The sequence below is a fragment of the Nonomuraea sp. NPDC050556 genome, from assembly GCF_044457355.1.
Classification (GTDB): Bacteria; Actinomycetota; Actinomycetes; order Streptosporangiales; family Streptosporangiaceae; genus Nonomuraea.
Map to the genome: position 1 here is coordinate 508,373 of NZ_JBITGU010000003.1, position 16,280 is coordinate 524,652.

A 16,280-nucleotide genomic window follows, 5' to 3' on the forward strand; every position below is an offset into this window, starting at 1 on the left:
GAACGGCCATGACTATGGGGGCATGGACGATGACAGTGGCGCTGCTGCTCGGGAGCGGCGGAACCGCGCCGGTCACGGTGGCGCCGCTCACGGGCACCGCGCACGGGCTGCGGCTGTCCGGGACGTACGCCAAGGCGGAGGGGGCCCTCGGGAAGGCGCTGCTGCGTCCGATCCAGGCGCGGGCCAAGGAGTACGCCGAGCACTCGCGTAAGGGCAAGGTGCTGGTGGACACCCGGGTGCGGCTGAACGGCCCGAAATTCGTGTCGGTGCGCTACGACATCGCCACCACCTCGCCCGAGCTGTCGCACCCGACCTGGATGCGCGCCAGGACCGTCACCGTCGACCTGCGCTCGGGCAAGGCGCTGGGACAGGCCGAGTTCCTGCGCCCAGGAGTCCTGAAGACCTTCTCCAAGCGCGTCGTCACCGCCTTCCACGGCCGCGAGTGCACAGCGGGGCTCAGGATCAAGAAGCTCGGCGGCACCGACGTGCAGTTCGCCCTGCGTCCCAAGGGTGTGGAGGTCGTCGTCGACCTGGTCGCCTTCGGCGGCGCGACCGCCTGCGGCGAGGCGTCGGTGACGATCCCCTACGCCAAGCTCAAGGGCCTGCTATCCGAAGCGGTAGGCGGGTAGCGGCGGCCTGGCGGTCAGCTTCCTGTAGAGGGTCGTGGGTCCCGGCCAGTTGTTGGTGACCCGCCCCTCGGCCGTCTTGTACCAGCTCTGGCAGCCGTTGCCCCAGACCATGCGCTCCATCGCGTGGTCGAGCCGCGCGCGCCAGGCGTCCATCACCTCGGGGCGCACCTCCATCGGGCCGTTCTCCATGGCGTACGGCAGGCAGTTCATGATGTGCCGCACCTGGCACTCGATCATGAAGACGATGGAGTTGTGCCCCAGGTTGGTGTTGGGACCGTACAGCAGGAACAGGTTCGGGAAGTTCGGCACGGCGATGCCCAGGTAGGCCTCGGCGCCGTCGCGCCACTGCTCGTTCAGCACCTTTCCGTCACGCCCGACGAGCTCCATCGGCGCCAGGAACTCGGTGCTCATGAAGCCGGTCGCGTAGACGATCGTGTCCGCCTCGTGCACCTGGCCGTCGGCCGTCTCCACGCCGCCGGGGGTGATGCGGGTGATCTTCTCGGTGACGACGTCGACGTTGGGCCTGGTCAGCGCGGGGTAGAAGCGGCTGTCGATGACGACGCGCTTGCAGCCCGGCGGGTACTCGGGGGTGAGCTTGGCGCGCAGCGCCGGGTCCTCGACCTGGGCGTGCAGGTGTTCCAGTGCCCGCTTGCGCAGCAGGTTCACGCTCCAGCCCTGGGAGAGCGCCGGGTAGAGGGTGCCCTCGGCGTACCTGTAGATCCACTCGCGGTAGGCGCGCTGGAGCGGAGGCAGGTAGTGGAAGGCCAGCTTGGTGAGCCTGCCGAAGGTGGCGTCCGGCTTGGGGATCACCCAGTTCGGGGTGCGCTGGAAGACCTGGAGATGGGCCGCCTTCTCGGCGACGGGCGGGATGAACTGCGCGGCCGACGAGCCGTTGCCGATGACCGCGACGCGGCGGCCGGTCAGGTCGTGGTCGTGGTTCCAGCGGGCGGAGTGGAAGCTCGTCCCGGCGAAGGTGTCCATGCCGGGGATGTCGGGCAGGTGGGGGCGGTTGAGCTGGCCGACGCTGGAGACGACGACGTCGAAGGTCTCCTCGCCGATGTGCCATTTCCTCCCGTCGAAGGAGGCTCTAGCCACTTCCGTGTTGAACCTGATTTTCCGCCTGACATCGTATTTGTCGGCGCAACGCTGGAGATATTCGAGGATCTCCGGTTGGCCGGGGAAGCGGCGGGTCCAGCTCCCGTACTTCTCGAACGAGTAGGAGTACAGGTGCGAGGGGATGTCGCAGCCCGCGCCCGGATAGCTGTTGTCGCGCCAGGTGCCCCCGAGGCCGGCCGCCTTCTCGAAGACCGTGTACGACGTGATGCCCGCCCGTTCGAGCTGGATCGCCATGCACAGCCCGCCGAAACCCGCACCGATGATCGCGACCTTTGGCGTCATGCCCGTCCTCCGCATGTCAGGGTGCACTTACGGTACGCCGAACCGCGTTCTGATGACAGTCCCCGATAGTCTGCCGAGGTGGGAACTCTGGCAGAGGTCATCGAGCAGCTCGAAGCGTCCTACCCGCCCGCCAGGGCCGAGTCGTGGGACGCCGTGGGGCTGGTGTGCGGGGATCCGGACCAGCGCGTGGACCGGGTCCTGTTCGCCGTCGACCCGGTCGCGGTCGTGGCGCGCGAGGCGCTCGACTTCGGCGCCGACCTGATCGTCACCCACCACCCGCTCTACCTGCGCGGCACCACCTCGGTGGCGGCCACCACACCCAAGGGGCGGCTGATCCACACGCTGATCGGCAGCGGAGTGGCCCTCTACACAGCGCACACCAACGCCGACGTCGCCAACCCCGGCGTGTCCGACGCGCTGGCCAGGGCGGTCGGGCTGGTCGGTGACCTCGTGCCGCTCCAGCCGTTCGCCGACGACCCGTGGCGCGGGCTCGGCCGCATCGGCGACCTGCCGTCGCCGATGACGCTCGCCGACTTCACCGCCCAGGCCGCCGCCGGGCTTCCCGCGACCGCGTGGGGCCTGCGCGCGGCGGGCGACCCGTCTCGCACGGTGTCCCGGGTGGCCGTCAGCGGGGGAGCGGGCGACTCCCTCCTCGGTACGGCTCGCGCCGCGGGCGTCGACGTCTTCCTCACCGCTGACCTGCGCCACCACCCGGCCAGCGAGTTCATGGAGACCGGCGGGCCCGCGCTGATCGACGCCGCGCACTGGGCGACCGAGTGGCCGTGGCTCGCCCTCGCCGCCTCGACGCTCAAGGGTGTGGAAACCCGCGTCTCCACCACCGTGACCGACGCCTGGACCTACCACGCCGAGGGGCCTCGCGTCCTGGGGTAGATTTGCCGCTCAGAGGCGTTCAGCTCACGGCTCAGAGGCGTACGGCGAGGACAAGAGGATAGAGAAAATGAAAGCAGCTCCAGAAGCTCAGAAGAGACTGCTCGACCTGGCGGAGATCGACTCGGCCGTCGACCGCCTCGCCCATCGCCGACGCACGCTGCCCGAGCTGGCCGAGATCGACGAGACCTCCAAGCGCCTCGCCCAGCTCGCCACGTCCGTGATCGGCGCCGAGACCGAGGCGAGCGACCTGGCCCGCGAGCAGGCGAAGGCGGAAAACGACGTCGACACCGTGCGCACCCGCGCCGAGCGCGACCAGAAGCGCCTCGACTCCGGCGCCGTGACCTCGCCCAAGGACCTGTCGAGCCTGCAGTCCGAGATCACCTCGCTGCACCGGCGCCAGGGCGACCTCGAGGAGATCGTGCTCGAGATCATGGAGCGCCGCGAGGCGGCGGACACCAAGGCCGGTGACCTGGTCAGGCAGCGCGACGAGGTGGCGGCCGCCCGTGCGGCGGCCGAAGCCCGCCGCGACGCCGCCTTCGTCGAGATCGACAAGGAGGCCGGCGAGGTGCGCGCCAGGCGTGACGCCGCGGCCGCCGACATCCCGGCCGACCTGGCCACGCTCTACCAGAAGCTCAAGGAGCAGTACGGCGTGGGCGCGGCCATGCTGCAGCACGGCCGGTGCCAGGGGTGCAAGGTGTCGCTGTCGATCGCCGACATGAACCGCATCAAGGCGGCGCCGCACGACGAGGTGCTGCGGTGCGAGGAGTGCCGCCGGATCCTGGTGCGTACCCCAGAGTCGGGCCTGTGACCTCCTACGTCATCGAGGCCGATGGCGGCTCGCGGGGCAACCCCGGGCCGGCCGGCTACGGCGCCGTCGTCATGTCCCCTGACGGCGAGGTGCTGGCCGAGGCGGCTGAAGCGATCGGGGTGGCGACGAACAACGTCGCCGAGTACCGCGGGCTGATCGCGGGGCTGACCGCCGTGCTGCGGCTGGGGGGCGATGGGGCGTCCGTGGCGGTGCGGATGGACTCCAAGCTGGTCGTCGAGCAAATGGCCGGGCGCTGGAAGATCAAGAACGAGGGGTTGCGCCCGCTGGCCCTGGAGGCCGGGGCGCTGGCCCGGCGGCTGCGGGTCACGGAGTGGACGTGGATTCCCCGCGAACGCAACAAGCACGCCGACCGGCTGGCCAACGAGGCCATGGACGCGGCTGCCAAGGGGCTCACGTGGAAGGCGGGCGAGGCCCCTTTTGACCGCCCTGCGCCTGCCGCCGCCCAGCAGACCGATCTGCTTGAGGTCTCCTCACCCTCCGCCTCGCTGGCCACCGCGCAGTCGAAGGGGACGGGGTGGGGGCCGCCGAGCCGTACCGCCACGTCGCTGTTGCTGCTCAGGCATGGTGAGACGGCGATGTCCGTCGAGCGCAGGTTCTCCGGGATCGGCGATCCGCCGCTGACCGCCAAGGGGCTGGCCCAGGCTGAGGCGGTGGCGCAGCGGTTGTCGCGCGAGCCGTACAAGCTGGATGTGATCGTCTCCTCGCCGCTCGAGCGGGCTCGGGCGACCGCCGGGGCGGTGGCGCGGCTGGCCGGGCTGGACGTCGAAGTGGACGAAGGGCTCAGGGAGACCGATTTCGGCGCGTGGGAAGGTCACACGTTCACCGAGATCCAGCGCAGGTGGCCGGGCGAGCTGGCCGCGTGGCTGGACGACCCGGCCGTCGCGCCGCCTGAAGGGGAGAGCTTCGAGTCGACGGCGCGGCGGGTCCAGGAGAGCAGAGACCGCCTGGTCGAGCAGTACACCGGCAGGACCGTGCTGGTGGTCTCGCACGTGACGCCGATCAAGACGCTGCTGCGGCTGGCGCTGATGGCGCCTCCGGCGGCGCTCTACCGCATGCACCTCGACCTGGCGTGCCTGTCGCTGATCGACTACTTCACCGACGGGCCGTCGGTGGTGAAGTCGTTCAACGACACGGGGCACCTGCGCTGAGCGGCAGCCGCACCTCGATCACCTGGCCGAACCGCTCGGGCAGCCGGGCGCCCGCTCCGGCGAGCAGGCGGATCATGCGGCGGTTCGTGCCGAACATGCACGCCGTGAGCTCCTTGGCGCCCTTCGCGGTGGCCAGGGAGACGGCGCGCTGGAGCAGCGCGGTCCCGAGCCCCTGGCCCTGCCAGCGGTCCTCGACGAGGAAGGCCACCTCGACGACGCCGGGGCTCTGGGTGTTCATCACGTTCGTCATGGCGACGACCCTGTCGTTCTCCACGGTCACCAGCGACGTGCCCTTCGCCGGATCGGTGAGGAATCCGATGACGCGCTCGCCGATCCTGGGATACGGCCCGAGATAGCGCAGATGGAGCGACTCGGGCGAGCACCGCTCGTGCAGTTCCTTCACGCCTGGCGCATCCGTAGCGCTCATGCGTCTCGTGATCATGTGTTGCCAACCCCCCGGTTGTGATGTTCGGCCGCGCCGGATGCCGCCAGAACGCCCGGCGCGGCCGATGTCGCCACCACCCCCCTCAGGCGGTGACGACCACATTCGACCCGATCGGCCTTGTCGATCGGTTGGGGATGGCTTGAGGTTTGATAATCTCCCTGGGAGACGAGCCGGCCGGGCGACCGCGTTGGCCCCTTCACGGGGGTCGCCGAGGAAGGTCCGGGCTCCACAGGGCAGGGTGGTCGGTAACGCCGACCCGGGGCAACCCGCGGGACAGTGCCACAGAGAGTAAACCGCCTCTTTCGGGAGGTAAGGGTGAAAGGGTGGTGTAAGAGACCACCAGCGCCCACGGTGACGTGGGCGGCTAGGTAAACCCCACCCGGAGCAAGGTCAAGAAGGAACGGAAACGTTCCGCGCGCGACGTTCGAGGGCTGCTCGCCCGAGCCGCGCGGGTAGACCGCTTGAGGCCGCCGGCAACGACGGCCCTAGATGGATGGTCGCCCCTTCGGAGCGCTCCGGCGCCCCGAAGGACAGAACCCGGCCTACAGGCCGGCTCGTCTCACTTCCGCGTGTGTCAGGATGCTCGGCATGTCTGGGCGTGCGTTGAGCTTTGGAGCGGTGGCGGAAGCGTACGAACGGTTCCGTCCCGGGTATCCGGCGGATCTCTTCGACGTGGTGACGGCCTACGCGGGCCGGCCGGTTCTGAGTGCGCTGGAGATCGGCGCGGGGACCGGCAAGGCGACCCGGCTGCTCGCGCGACGAGGCGTCGCGGTCACCGCGACGGATCCTGACGGAGCGATGCTGGCCGAGCTGCGCAGGCAGGTGCCGGCCGGCGTCACGACCGTCCAGGCGGCCTTCGAGGACCTGCCGCCGGGGGACGGGACGTACGGGCTGGTCTTCGCGGCGGCGGCGCTGCACTGGACGGATCCGGCCGGGCGCTGGGAGCGCGTGGCTCGGCTGCTGGAACCGGGCGGGGTGTTCGCCTCGTTCGGGGGGCCGGTCCAACTGGCCGATCCGACGGTGGGGGAGGCCGTGCGGGTGGCGCGGGAGCCGTTCCTGGCGAGCGATGACGTGCCGTCGCCGGACGGGACGCCGCCCGAGAACGACATGCAGTGGCCGGGAACCGAGCTCGAACGGTCCGAGTGGTTCGGCGACGTCCGGCAGGTGGAGATCGAGCGGCGCCTCACGATGAGCGCCGCCGACTACGTCGGGCATCTCTCGACGGTCTCGGCCTACCTCGTCCTGCCGCCCGCCGACCGGGAGCAGGTGTTCCAGCAGATCCTGCGTGTCCTGCCGGACACGGTGGAGATCGCCGCCGACGTCACCGCCCACCTCGCGCGTCGAGCCCTTCCCTGAGGTCCTCTCGCGCCGCGAGGTGGTGCCGCAAAAGGCCCGCCCCCCTGGGGGCGGGCCGCTGTGGGGTTCTACTCGGGTTGGACGGTTGCCCACCTGGGGGGTGTGGCGGTGGTCAGGGGGTCTGAGCAGCTGCAGTTGCCGCATCCTGGGGTCATGGGGCCTCCTCGCCGTGGAAAGCTCGGAACGTACCCCACCAGCGAGCGCCCTACGCCTGGTCGCGGGCCAGGATGTCGAAGTAGTGCACGTTGGTCATCACGCCCAGGATGTTCCCGAACGGGTCGATCACCGAGGCCGTGACGAAGCCGTCGCCCCGCACGGTCGGGGGCTGGTGCTGGGTGGCGCCCAGCGAGATGAGCCTGGCCAGGGTCGCGTCCAGGTCGTCCACCGCCCAGTACGCGATCGTTCCCCCGGCCGTCGTGGAGTCGCCCTCCGGCGCGTACTTGCGGTTGATCAGGCCGAACTCGTGCTCGTAGTCGCCGATCCTGAACTCCGCGTACCCGTCGCCGACCCCGAAGTACGGCTCGATCCCCAAGAACTCCGCATACCAGGCCTTGGCCGCCTCAAGGTCGTCGGTCCAGTAGCTGATGGTGGCGAGTCCTCGCAACATGTGCACTCCCTGTGTTCCTCGGTGACAAGAAGAACATTACGAGCCCTTGTGGAACCTCCGGTTCCTCAATGCTGCGAGACTAGGAAAATGTTGGACACGTCGGTGCGCCTCCTGCGCCTGCTCGCCCTCCTGCAGGCCCGCCCCGACTGGCAGGGCGCCGAGCTCGCCGCCAGGCTGGGCGTCACCACCCGGACGGTGCGCAACGACATCGAACGGCTGCGCATCCTCGGCTACCAGGTGCGCTCCACCACGGGTACGGCGGGCGGCTACCGGCTGGGCGCCGGCGGCTCCCTGCCGCCGCTGCTGCTGGACGACGAGGAGGCGGTCGCCGTCGCCGTCAGCCTCCACGCGGCAGCAGGAGGTACGGTCACCGGCATCGAGGAGACCTCCCTGCGCGCCCTCACCAAGCTGCGCCAGATGCTCCCCGGCAGGCTGCGCGGTCGCATCGACGCGATGAGCGCCGCCACCGTCTCGCTGGCCGGCCGCGGCCCGACCGTGGACGCGGACACGCTGACGGTGATCGCCGCCGCGATCCGCGACCATGAGCAGCTGCGCTTCGACTACGCGGGCCGTGAGGGCGAGCCGAGCGTCAGGAGGGCGGAGCCGTACCGGATGGTTTATACGGGACGCAGGTGGTATCTGCTGGCCTGGGACAACGACCGGGACGACTGGCGCACGTTCCGCGCCGACCGGATCAGGCCGCGCACGCCCAACGGGCCCAGGTTCGTCCCCCGCGAGCTGCCGGAGGAGGGCGCGGCCATGCACGTCGTGCGGGGGACCGGGTCGACGGCGTGGCGGTACCAGGCCCGCGTCCAGCTCCACGAACCCAGCGAGAACCTGCCGCCCTCCGCGGGCGTGCTGGGCGAGGACGGCGTCCTGGAGACGGGCGGCGACTCCCTGCACAACCTGGCCGCCTTCCTGGGCACGCTGGACGTGCCGTTCACCGTCATCGAACCTCCGGAGCTGCGCGACCTGCTGCGCTCGCTCGCCGACCGCTACAGGGCCGCCGCAGAGCCCCCGCCGCCACCCAGATGACCCCTGCGAACCGCCCGGCGCTGGATTGGGGCGGAGGCATCGGCACCTCCGCCCCAACGGCCCTGGGAGTCGGACCGGGTGGCCGCCGAGGGGTTACGGGGGATCGACGACCTCGGCGGACATTCCCGACGTTATGCCTGCTGGGCCGTACCGTCTGTGGAGGATTGCACAGAAGCCCACTTGTTCAGGATGACGTCCTCCTTGCCCGGCTCGATGCCGTGGCTGGACTTGCCGAACCACCGCTCGTCCACCGGGATCTCGCGCAACCACGCCCACGTGTCGCGCACGGTGTCCGCGACGGGGCGGGTGCGCAGCCCGGCGGCCGTGGCCTTGGCGATGGAGGCGGACCAGAAGTTGTCCATCTCCGGCCCGGCCGGCGACCACAGGGGAAGCTCCACCCAGACGCCGACCTCGTTGTCGACCAGGAACTGGTCGGCGACCCAGACGAACTCGGCGTCGGAGCCCGTCTCGTCCTTGCACATCTGCAGCCACTCGCCGTAGGTGGTGTTGCCGGGCGGCCCCGTCACGATGAACCGGTCGGAAACGCCCTTCTCCGCCTGGTCGAGGGTGAACACCGCGATGTCCCGCGCGTCGACGAGCTGCATCGGCAGGTCAGGGGTGCCCGGCGCGAGCACCCGGCCGCCGCGCTCGATCCTGGTCAGCCACCACGGCAGCCTGCCGACGTTCTCGTGCGGCCCCAGGATCAGCCCAGGCTGGATGATCAGCGTGTTGCCGTCGAAGCCCTGCTCCACGGCGCGCTCGCAGCCCGCCTTGAGCACGCCGTAGTCGCCGTCCTCGCGGCCGGCGTCCGGCGCGCACTCCCACAGCTCTGAGCTCTCGTCGGCCGGTTTGGCCGGGAAGTCCCCGATGGCGGAGATAGAGGAGATGAAGACATATGTCGTCGCATGCCCGGACAGCAGCCGTGCGGCCGAGCCCACCACCTGCGGCACGTAGCCGCAGGTGTCGACCACGACGTCCCAGCTGCGCCCGTCGACCAGCCGCTCCAGGTCGGCCGTGACCTCCCGGTCGCCGTGCACGACCTCGACGCCGGGCACGTCGCGCCCGGTCTGCCCCCTGTTGAAGGTCGTCACCTCGTGCCCGCGCGCCAGCGCCTCCACGGCCAGCGCGCGCCCCAGGAACTGCGACCCACCAAGTACCAGAACTCTCATAGGGGACATTTATCAGTACGGCTCGCCGTACGGTCAGCTCTTCACCGAGAGCGTAGGCAGCTCCAGCCGGTGCACCCGTGCCTCCCCGATGTCGAAGTACAGGCCCACGAGCTCCAGCGTGCCCGCCCGCACCTGCTCGTCGATGCGCCGGTAGGTGCGCAGGTTCTCCAGCTGCTGCTGCACGTTGACCCGGCACAGCCGGTCGAGCGGCCCGCTGTCCAGCCCGTCGCTCTCGGTGTCGATGAACCTGGCCAGGCTGTGGTTGCCGTGCTGCAGCCATTTGCGCAGGCCGGGCATGCTGCCCGCCTTCACCCCTCCGCTCAGCAGCCCGGCCATCGCCCCGCACCCCGAGTGCCCGCACACGGTGATCGTGCGCACGCCCAGCACCTGGGTCGCGTACTCGATCGCCGCCACCACCGAGTCGTCCCGCATGCCGTACCTCGGGACGAGGTTGCCGATGTTGCGCACCGTGAACAGGTCGCCAGGCCCGCTGGCGGTGATCAGGCTCGGCACGACGCGGGAGTCCGCGCAGGTGATGAACAGGTGCTTGGGCTGCTGCCTGCGGGCGAGCTGGGTGAACAGCGGACGTATCAGCGGGGCCGTACGCCGATGGAACTCGCGCGCCCCCGTGGTCAGCTCGCACGGGCCGCCCTGGGCGGGGACGAGCTGCTGGCGGCGCTGCGGCCACGGGAGCCACCACCGCTCGGGCGCGCGCGGCGGGGTCTTGGCGGGGAACATGCGGTCGCCGCTGGCGGCCAGGGCGTACCACTCGTCGTGCAGCTCGTCGATGTCCACGCTGCCGCCGGAGCGCTCGTGCTCCAGCCGCCAGGCGTGCAGGGCCTCGAAGGCCGCGTTGTCCATGAAGTCGATGTTCAGGTCGAGGTCGACGGGCACCCCAGGGGGTACGGCACGCAGCTCGGCGGTCAGCCGCGGCACGCCAAGGAAGGTCAGCGAGCCGCAGATCGTGGCGTGCCAGCGCCCGTCCTGCTCCGGCCTTACCTTGACCGTCACCCACGTCAGCCTGCGCAGGGCCAGCAGCGCCGCCAGCGCCAGCCCGGCCAGGACGCCCTCGGCGAAACCGAGCAGCACCACACCGGCCATCGTCACCAGGTACACCGGCACCTCGCCGTGCCCGTGCACCTTCCTGACGTGCCCCAGGTTGATCATCTGCACGCCGATGAACACCAGCAGCGCGGCCAGCGCCTCCATGGGGATCAGCGTGATCACCCAGCCGAAGCAGAAGGCGAACAGCAGCACCCAGCAGCCATGCATGACCGTCGACCACCGGCTGCGCGCACCGGCCCGCACGTTCGTCGTGCTCCGGACGATCACGCCCGCCACGGGAAGCCCGCCGAGCAGGCCCGAGACCATGTTGGCCACGCCCTGCCCGGTCAGCTCCCTGTCCAGGTCGACGCTCCGGCCGCTGACCGCGACCGAGCACAGCAGCGACTCCACCCCGGCCAGCAGCGCCACGAGCATGACCGCGTACGCGATGCCGTGCCAGTCGCCCTGCGGCAGTATTGGAGCGTTCCACTGGCCCATGCTGCCCGACAGGTCGATGCGGGTGATGTCCCAGCCGAACGCCCAGGCGGCCACGGAGGCCGCCAGCAGCGCGGCCAGCGGAGCGGGTACGGCACGCACGGGCTTCGGCAGGCGCGTCCAGACGACCAGCACCGCGATCGTGAGCAGCCCGACGGCCGCCGCGTGCCGGTGTATCCCGGCGATCTGCGCGGGCAGCTCCAGGACGTTCTCGATGGCAGAGCGCTGCGGCCTGCCGCCCAGGACGATGTGCAGCTGGCTCAGGGCGATCACGATGCCGACTCCGGCCAGCATGCCGTGGATGACCGCGGGCGAGACCGCGAGCGCCGCCCTGGCCGCCTTGAAGACGCCGAGCACGAACTGCAGCGCCCCGGCCATCAGGGTGATCATGCAGGTGGCGCGCCAGCCGTACGTCTGCACGAGGTCGACCACGACCAGCGCCAGACCGGCGGCGGGCCCGCTCACCTGTACGGCGGAGCCGCCGAGCGCGCCGGCCACGATGCCGCCGACGGCGGCCGCGATCAGCCCTGCCGCCAGCGGCGCTCCCGAGGCCACGGCGATGCCCAGCGAGAGGGGCACCGCCACCAGGAAGACCACGAGCGAGGCGGGCAGGTCGTGTCTAAGCACGGAAAGTGAGCTTTGGTTACGTAGAGTGTCCGCCGTCATGGGGCAGACCCTATTGCGCCGAGGCCCTGTCGCCTAGGCGGTTATGTGAGGCTTTTAAGATCAGCGGTAATAGTCGGGATAGTCCTGGTCTGGGGCCCGGTGGTTGCCGCTGCGCTGGCCGCTCGGCTGAGCGGCTCCCGCCTCGGGCGTGCCGTACATCTCGCCGTAGGTCGGCCAGTTGGTGGCGCTCGCGGGAGGCTCGGGCCAGGCGGCCGGGCTGGACGGGGCGGCGGGGGTGGCGTAGCCGCCGGTGGTGTTCTGGTAGCCGCTGGACAGGATGTCCTCGTACGGCTCGTACTGGGAGACCGCGCGGCCGGGCGCCGTCGGGGTGCCGGTCGCGGGGGAGGGGCCGGTGAGCGCGTCCGGCTCGGGGATGGCCGCGTACCCGGAACGCACCTCGTAGGAGGCGGGGTAGGACGGCTGGCTGTTGTACGAGGCGGCCTCGAAGGCGGGCCAGGAACCGGTGGGGCCGGTCGCCGGGCCGGGGTCGTCGAGGATGTCGTGCGAGGCGGCGGGCCACGAACCCGACGTGGTGGCCGCGGGGGGCGGCGTCTGCCAGGTGGTCTCGAGCGGGTCGGCGGCGCCGTACGCGGGGAACGGGTCGCTGGTGGGAGCGCCGTGCATGCCCGCGTTGACGGCGGGGAAGGACCCGCTGCTGTTGACGTGGTTCACGGGGTTGACGGCGTTGAACGAGCCGCTGTTCGGCGAGACGGTGGGCGGTGGCACCGGCTGGGCTCCGGCGCCGAGGATGCTCATCACGTCGGGCGTCGGCGCGGAGAAGGTCACCGTGCGCTGGTCGGCGAGGTCGGCGCTGGACGGCTGGCGGCGCGGCTCGACCAGGTCGGCGAGGCTCGCGTTGACCGGAGCGGGCGTCGGAGCGGGCATCGGAGCGGCGACGGGACGCTGCGGGAGCGGCGCCTGGATCGTCGTCTCGGCGTCCGGGTCGCGCTGGACCGGGCGCGAGGAGCCCGTCCTGGCCTTAACCGTGCCGCCGGACCCGAAGCCGCCCGCCTCCGCGTCGCTGCGGATGTTGGCCCAGAACTCCTCGTCGTCGTCGTCGGAGCTCCCGTTGCCCCACTCGTCGACGCCGCGCTTGCCGCGCTGACCCGTACGCACGGGCCTGGGCTGGCGCTGCTCGTCTATGGGACTGAAGTCAGGGGTGAAGTTGACCATGCGAGGCTCGTGCGCGGCGAACTCGTCCGTCGACCGGGTCTGCGTCATCTCCTCCCGCTCGGCCATCGCCTTCAACCGCTCGGGTGGCAGAGAGCTCTCCCGCTTGTTCATCGACCGCATGCCCATCGCCACGACGACGAGCACGAGGAGGACGACCGCGACCAGAATGATTACGACCCAGACCATTGCACCACCCTCAAAGCTATGGCCTTCCAGCGCCGCCGGTGAGATCGCGCGGCCATCGACACGATCTGCTCCCTTTGATCACCAACGCCTAACAATCGGATCCGATTCTGGCGGACCGCTATGAGCGTTGTCACACCCTAAGTGAAGAATTGGTAACCACTATCACCTGCAGTGTTCGACCCATCACTCGATGTCGACCGCCGTCAGCCTTCCGCGCGCGATCGTCTGGGTGGCGACGTCCTGCAGGATCTCCCGCAGGGTCCTGTCGCTCTTGACGGGGACTCTCCCGTTCAGGACGTAGACGCTCACCCGGTAGTTGCCCTTGTCCTGGCAAGGGGGCTGGTAGCCCGCCTTGCCGCTGGTCACCCTGGCCTGTGAGGAGCCGGGTGGCGGGTCGGAGGAGGCATCCTCGCCCAGCAGGGTCGTGCGCGGGTCGATGTTGTAGATGACCCAGTGCACGGCGGCCCCGGACGCGGAACTGTCGTCGACCACGATCGCGATCGACTTGGCGGCGGACAAGGGCTCGGTCGACCAGCGCAGCGGCGGACTGGTGCCCTTGCCCTTGCAGGAGAACTCCCGCGGCAGCGGCTTGCCGTCGCGGAGCTGGGGACTGTCGACGTGGACTTCGGCGATCTCGGCAGCCGCGGGACGGCCGCCGATAAAGCTGCATCCACACACGACGAACGAGAGCGCCGACACCGCCGCTACGACGGTGGCCAGGCGCACACGCTTCGCCGTGTTCCGCAGCCCCATGCCGGATGATGCTACGCGGGTCTCGGCGATGCGCCGACCGTTTCGCGAGGGTCGGTGGCCGGGAAAGGGCCCGAAATCACCCAGAATCACGGTATGGATGGGGTGAGGTCCGCCACAACCGCGCCGGGGTTTCGCTGAGGTCAGGAGGGGTGGCGGGCCCGTGGGGCGCGCTGGTCAGCGCCGGTGGGGAGGCCTGGTTTCGGTCCTGGCCCAACTGTCCCTGTGGACGCATCTGTCCCGTGGGTGTGGGAAGATCCGGCGGCCCTGGGAAGAAGCCGGGATTCCAACTGGCTTCGGCCGCGAAGATAGGCTGGCATCTGTGAGTGCGACCGGGCCCCTGCGGGCGCCAGAACACCGGGTCTCGCCCAAGGCCGTACGGCTCTGGTTGCTCGAGTCCCTGATCGGGTTCGTCTTCCTCGCGGGCGGGGCCTATCTGCTGGCTCGGTGGGTGGGGTCCAGCGAGTGGTCGTGGGTGCCGCTGTGGTTCGCGGACAACTGGTGGCTGCTTCCCTTGGTCGTTGTCCTGCTGTCTTTGCCGTCGCTGGTGGCTGAGCCTTTCGTCCGCTACGCCGTACATCGGTGGGAGTTGTCGGGGGATGTGGTTTATGCCCGGTCGGGGTTTTTGAGCCGGGAATGGGTGTTCGTGCCGGTGAGCCGGATCCAGACGGTGGACAAGGCTCAGGGGTGGTTGGAGCGGTTGCTGGGGCTCGCCACGCTGGAGATCAGGACGGCTTCGCACGCGGGGTCGTCGACGATCAAGGGGCTGGACTATCGGGTGGCGGCCGGGCTGGCCGAGCAGCTGGCGCACCGGGCCGAGCAGCTCAGGGACGACGCCACATGACCCAGGACCTCCCAGAGGGTACGGCGGAGCCAACCGACCCGCGCCTCCCCGACGGCCCGTCTCATCTGGACGGTGCTGGGGTTTCCGTGGGTGGGGTGCGGAAGATCAGCCCGAAGGTGTTGTTCATCGACCCTGTCCGCATGCTGCCCTCACTGCTCTTTCCCCTGGTCGGGGTGCTCTTCGTGGGCGGGTTCTCGGAGCGGTCGTTCATCTGGGCGGCGCTCGGGGTCGCGGGCGCGGTGGTGTTCGCGGTGGTGCGCTGGGCCACGTTCTCCTACGAGATCGTCGGCGACCGCCTGGAGATCCGGCGCTCGCTCATCAGCCGTTCCGTCCGCACCATCCCCTTGGAGCGGGTCCGCGGCGTCGATGTCTCCACGCCCCCGATGCACCGCCTGCTCGGCCTCGCCGTACTGAAGATCGACACGGGCGCGAGCGGCGGCGGCGAGCAGGAGGGCGAGCTCGACGGCGTCACGCTCGCGGAGGCGGAGCGGCTCAAGGCGGTGCTGCTGAAGCGCGCCCACGTCGCGCAGGCGCCCCAGCGGGCCGTACCCGACGATGTGATCATGAAGGTGCCGCGCAAGTGGCTCCTGTACGGCCCGCTGTCCGGCTCCTACCTGCTCACCCCCTTCGCGCTGGCCGGTGGCGCGGTCGGGCTGGCGTTCCAGTGGGGCGACGAGTTCGGGCTCGGGCAGGACGCCGCCTGGAGCGCGGGCGAGTGGCTGTGGGGGCACACCTACGTGCTGGTGATCGCGGTCGTGCTGCTGGTCATCGCGATGCCGTTCGTCGGCGGGGTGATGTACGCGGTCTTCAACTGGGATTTCACGCTCAAGCACCGCGAGGGGTACCTCGTGGCCGAGCGGGGGCTCATCAACCGGCGCAGCGTGTCGCTGGAGGCGCGCAGGGTGCGCGGGTACGAGCTCGTCGACGCTCTGGCGGAACGCTGGGCCGGCGTCGTGCGCGCCTGGGCCATCGTCACCGGCCTCGGCGACTCGCAGACGCGGGGGCAGTTGCTGCCCGACGTCCCCAGGGCGAAGGCGGTCGAGGTCATCTCCGGCGCGATCGGCCCCTTTTCCGGGACATTGCGCCCCCATCCGCCCATCGCACGAAATCGGCGCATGTTCCGCGCCATCGCCCCGTGGGCTGGCGTCGCCGTCCTGCTGGGGCTGGCGGCGTGGTGGAGCGGCGTGGGGCTGTTCTGGGTACTCGCGGTGGCGGCGGTGCTGCTCGCGGCGGCAGGGGTGCCTCTGGGGGCCGACAGGTACCGGTCGTTGGGGCATGGGTACGACGGGGTGCGGGTGTCGGTGCGGTCGGGGTCGTTGCGGCGGTCCCAGGCGGTGGTGGAACGGCGTGCCGTGGTGGGGTGGCGGTTGCAGCAGACGTGGTTCCAGCGGCGGGCGGGGGTGTACACGCTGGTCGCGGGGGTGGGGGCGGGGTCGGGCGGGTATGCGGCGATCGACGTCTCCGAGGGACAGGCGGCGGGCTTTCCCGCCGAGGTGACCCCGGAGTGGCTGACCCCCTTCCTGACCACCCCACCCCCCGAGTAACACCCCCCAGGCAACACCCCCCGGGGCAACACCCCCAAGCAACACCCCCCGGGGTAACACCCACGGGGTAA

Annotated in this window: 15 protein-coding genes and 1 other RNA gene; 9 read left to right on the plus strand and 7 right to left on the minus strand. The window is 70.5% G+C overall.

The genetic code is table 11. The features are described 5' to 3' along the window. The first annotated feature begins 8 nt into the window (after positions 1-8). On the plus strand, positions 9-629 hold the full coding sequence (locus ACIBG8_RS31495; protein WP_397346658.1) for a hypothetical protein: 621 nt from the start codon (positions 9-11) through the stop codon (positions 627-629). On the opposite strand, the gene ACIBG8_RS31500 is transcribed toward ACIBG8_RS31495, so the two are convergent. After that, the gene (locus tag ACIBG8_RS31500; RefSeq protein WP_397346660.1) at positions 606-2,027 is read right to left on the minus strand and encodes a flavin-containing monooxygenase; all 1,422 of its coding nucleotides are present in this window, start codon (positions 2,025-2,027) and stop codon (positions 606-608) included. The genes ACIBG8_RS31495 and ACIBG8_RS31500 overlap by 24 nt on opposite strands. Positions 2,028-2,105: 78 nt before the next feature. On the opposite strand from ACIBG8_RS31500, the gene ACIBG8_RS31505 reads away from it, so the two are divergent. From ACIBG8_RS31505 to ACIBG8_RS31515, 3 genes are all read left to right on the plus strand, one after another. Next, positions 2,106-2,918: a Nif3-like dinuclear metal center hexameric protein gene (locus tag ACIBG8_RS31505; RefSeq protein WP_397346661.1), complete on the plus strand. Its 813-nt coding sequence runs from the start codon at positions 2,106-2,108 to the stop codon at positions 2,916-2,918. A 67-nt stretch (positions 2,919-2,985) separates the two neighbouring features. After that, positions 2,986-3,726 (plus strand): zinc ribbon domain-containing protein, encoded by a 741-nt coding sequence (locus ACIBG8_RS31510; protein WP_397346662.1) that lies wholly within the window; start codon positions 2,986-2,988, stop codon positions 3,724-3,726. Continuing rightward, the gene (locus ACIBG8_RS31515) at positions 3,723-4,895 is read left to right on the plus strand and encodes a bifunctional RNase H/acid phosphatase (RefSeq protein WP_397346663.1); all 1,173 of its coding nucleotides are present in this window, start codon (positions 3,723-3,725) and stop codon (positions 4,893-4,895) included. Before ACIBG8_RS31510 ends, ACIBG8_RS31515 begins: the two co-directional genes overlap by 4 nt. Here the strand turns inward: ACIBG8_RS31515 and ACIBG8_RS31520 are convergent. After that, positions 4,870-5,322 carry a GNAT family N-acetyltransferase gene (locus ACIBG8_RS31520; RefSeq protein ID WP_397346664.1) on the minus strand — a complete coding sequence of 151 codons (453 nt, stop codon included), beginning with the start codon at positions 5,320-5,322 and terminating at the stop codon, positions 4,870-4,872. The two genes, ACIBG8_RS31515 and ACIBG8_RS31520, sit on opposite strands and share 26 nt — an antisense overlap. 184 nt (positions 5,323-5,506) lie before the next feature. Here ACIBG8_RS31520 and rnpB point away from each other — a divergent pair. After that, an RNA gene (rnpB, locus tag ACIBG8_RS31525) (RNase P RNA component class A) lies at positions 5,507-5,901 on the plus strand. Positions 5,902-5,958: 57 nt separating this feature from the next. Further along, positions 5,959-6,696 carry a class I SAM-dependent methyltransferase gene (locus ACIBG8_RS31530; protein WP_397346665.1) on the plus strand — a complete coding sequence of 246 codons (738 nt, stop codon included), beginning with the start codon at positions 5,959-5,961 and terminating at the stop codon, positions 6,694-6,696. A 205-nt stretch (positions 6,697-6,901) separates the two neighbouring features. On the opposite strand, the gene ACIBG8_RS31535 is transcribed toward ACIBG8_RS31530, so the two are convergent. Beyond that, entirely contained in the window at positions 6,902-7,303 is a 402-nt protein-coding gene (locus tag ACIBG8_RS31535; protein WP_397346666.1) for a VOC family protein, read from the minus strand. A gap of 87 nt (positions 7,304-7,390) precedes the next feature. Between ACIBG8_RS31535 and ACIBG8_RS31540 the strand changes: the two genes are divergently transcribed. Further along, entirely contained in the window at positions 7,391-8,338 is a 948-nt protein-coding gene (locus ACIBG8_RS31540; RefSeq protein ID WP_397346667.1) for a helix-turn-helix transcriptional regulator, read from the plus strand. 131 nt (positions 8,339-8,469) lie between these two features. Here ACIBG8_RS31540 and ACIBG8_RS31545 read toward each other — a convergent pair whose 3' ends face one another. From ACIBG8_RS31545 to ACIBG8_RS31560, 4 genes are all read right to left on the minus strand, one after another. After that, positions 8,470-9,507 (minus strand): NAD-dependent epimerase/dehydratase family protein, encoded by a 1,038-nt coding sequence (locus ACIBG8_RS31545; protein ID WP_397346668.1) that lies wholly within the window; start codon positions 9,505-9,507, stop codon positions 8,470-8,472. A gap of 33 nt (positions 9,508-9,540) precedes the next feature. Beyond that, entirely contained in the window at positions 9,541-11,673 is a 2,133-nt protein-coding gene (locus ACIBG8_RS31550) for a SulP family inorganic anion transporter (protein WP_397346669.1), read from the minus strand. 99 nt (positions 11,674-11,772) lie between these two features. Further along, on the minus strand, positions 11,773-13,071 hold the full coding sequence (locus tag ACIBG8_RS31555; RefSeq protein ID WP_397346670.1) for a hypothetical protein: 1,299 nt from the start codon (positions 13,069-13,071) through the stop codon (positions 11,773-11,775). A 183-nt stretch (positions 13,072-13,254) separates the two neighbouring features. Next, positions 13,255-13,824 (minus strand): YbhB/YbcL family Raf kinase inhibitor-like protein, encoded by a 570-nt coding sequence (locus tag ACIBG8_RS31560; RefSeq protein WP_397346671.1) that lies wholly within the window; start codon positions 13,822-13,824, stop codon positions 13,255-13,257. Positions 13,825-14,143: 319 nt separating this feature from the next. Between ACIBG8_RS31560 and ACIBG8_RS31565 the strand changes: the two genes are divergently transcribed. Next, on the plus strand, positions 14,144-14,665 hold the full coding sequence (locus tag ACIBG8_RS31565) for a PH domain-containing protein (protein WP_397346672.1): 522 nt from the start codon (positions 14,144-14,146) through the stop codon (positions 14,663-14,665). Next, on the plus strand, positions 14,662-16,209 hold the full coding sequence (locus tag ACIBG8_RS31570) for a PH domain-containing protein (protein ID WP_397346673.1): 1,548 nt from the start codon (positions 14,662-14,664) through the stop codon (positions 16,207-16,209). Before ACIBG8_RS31565 ends, ACIBG8_RS31570 begins: the two co-directional genes overlap by 4 nt. The last annotated feature ends 71 nt before the right edge of the window (positions 16,210-16,280 follow it).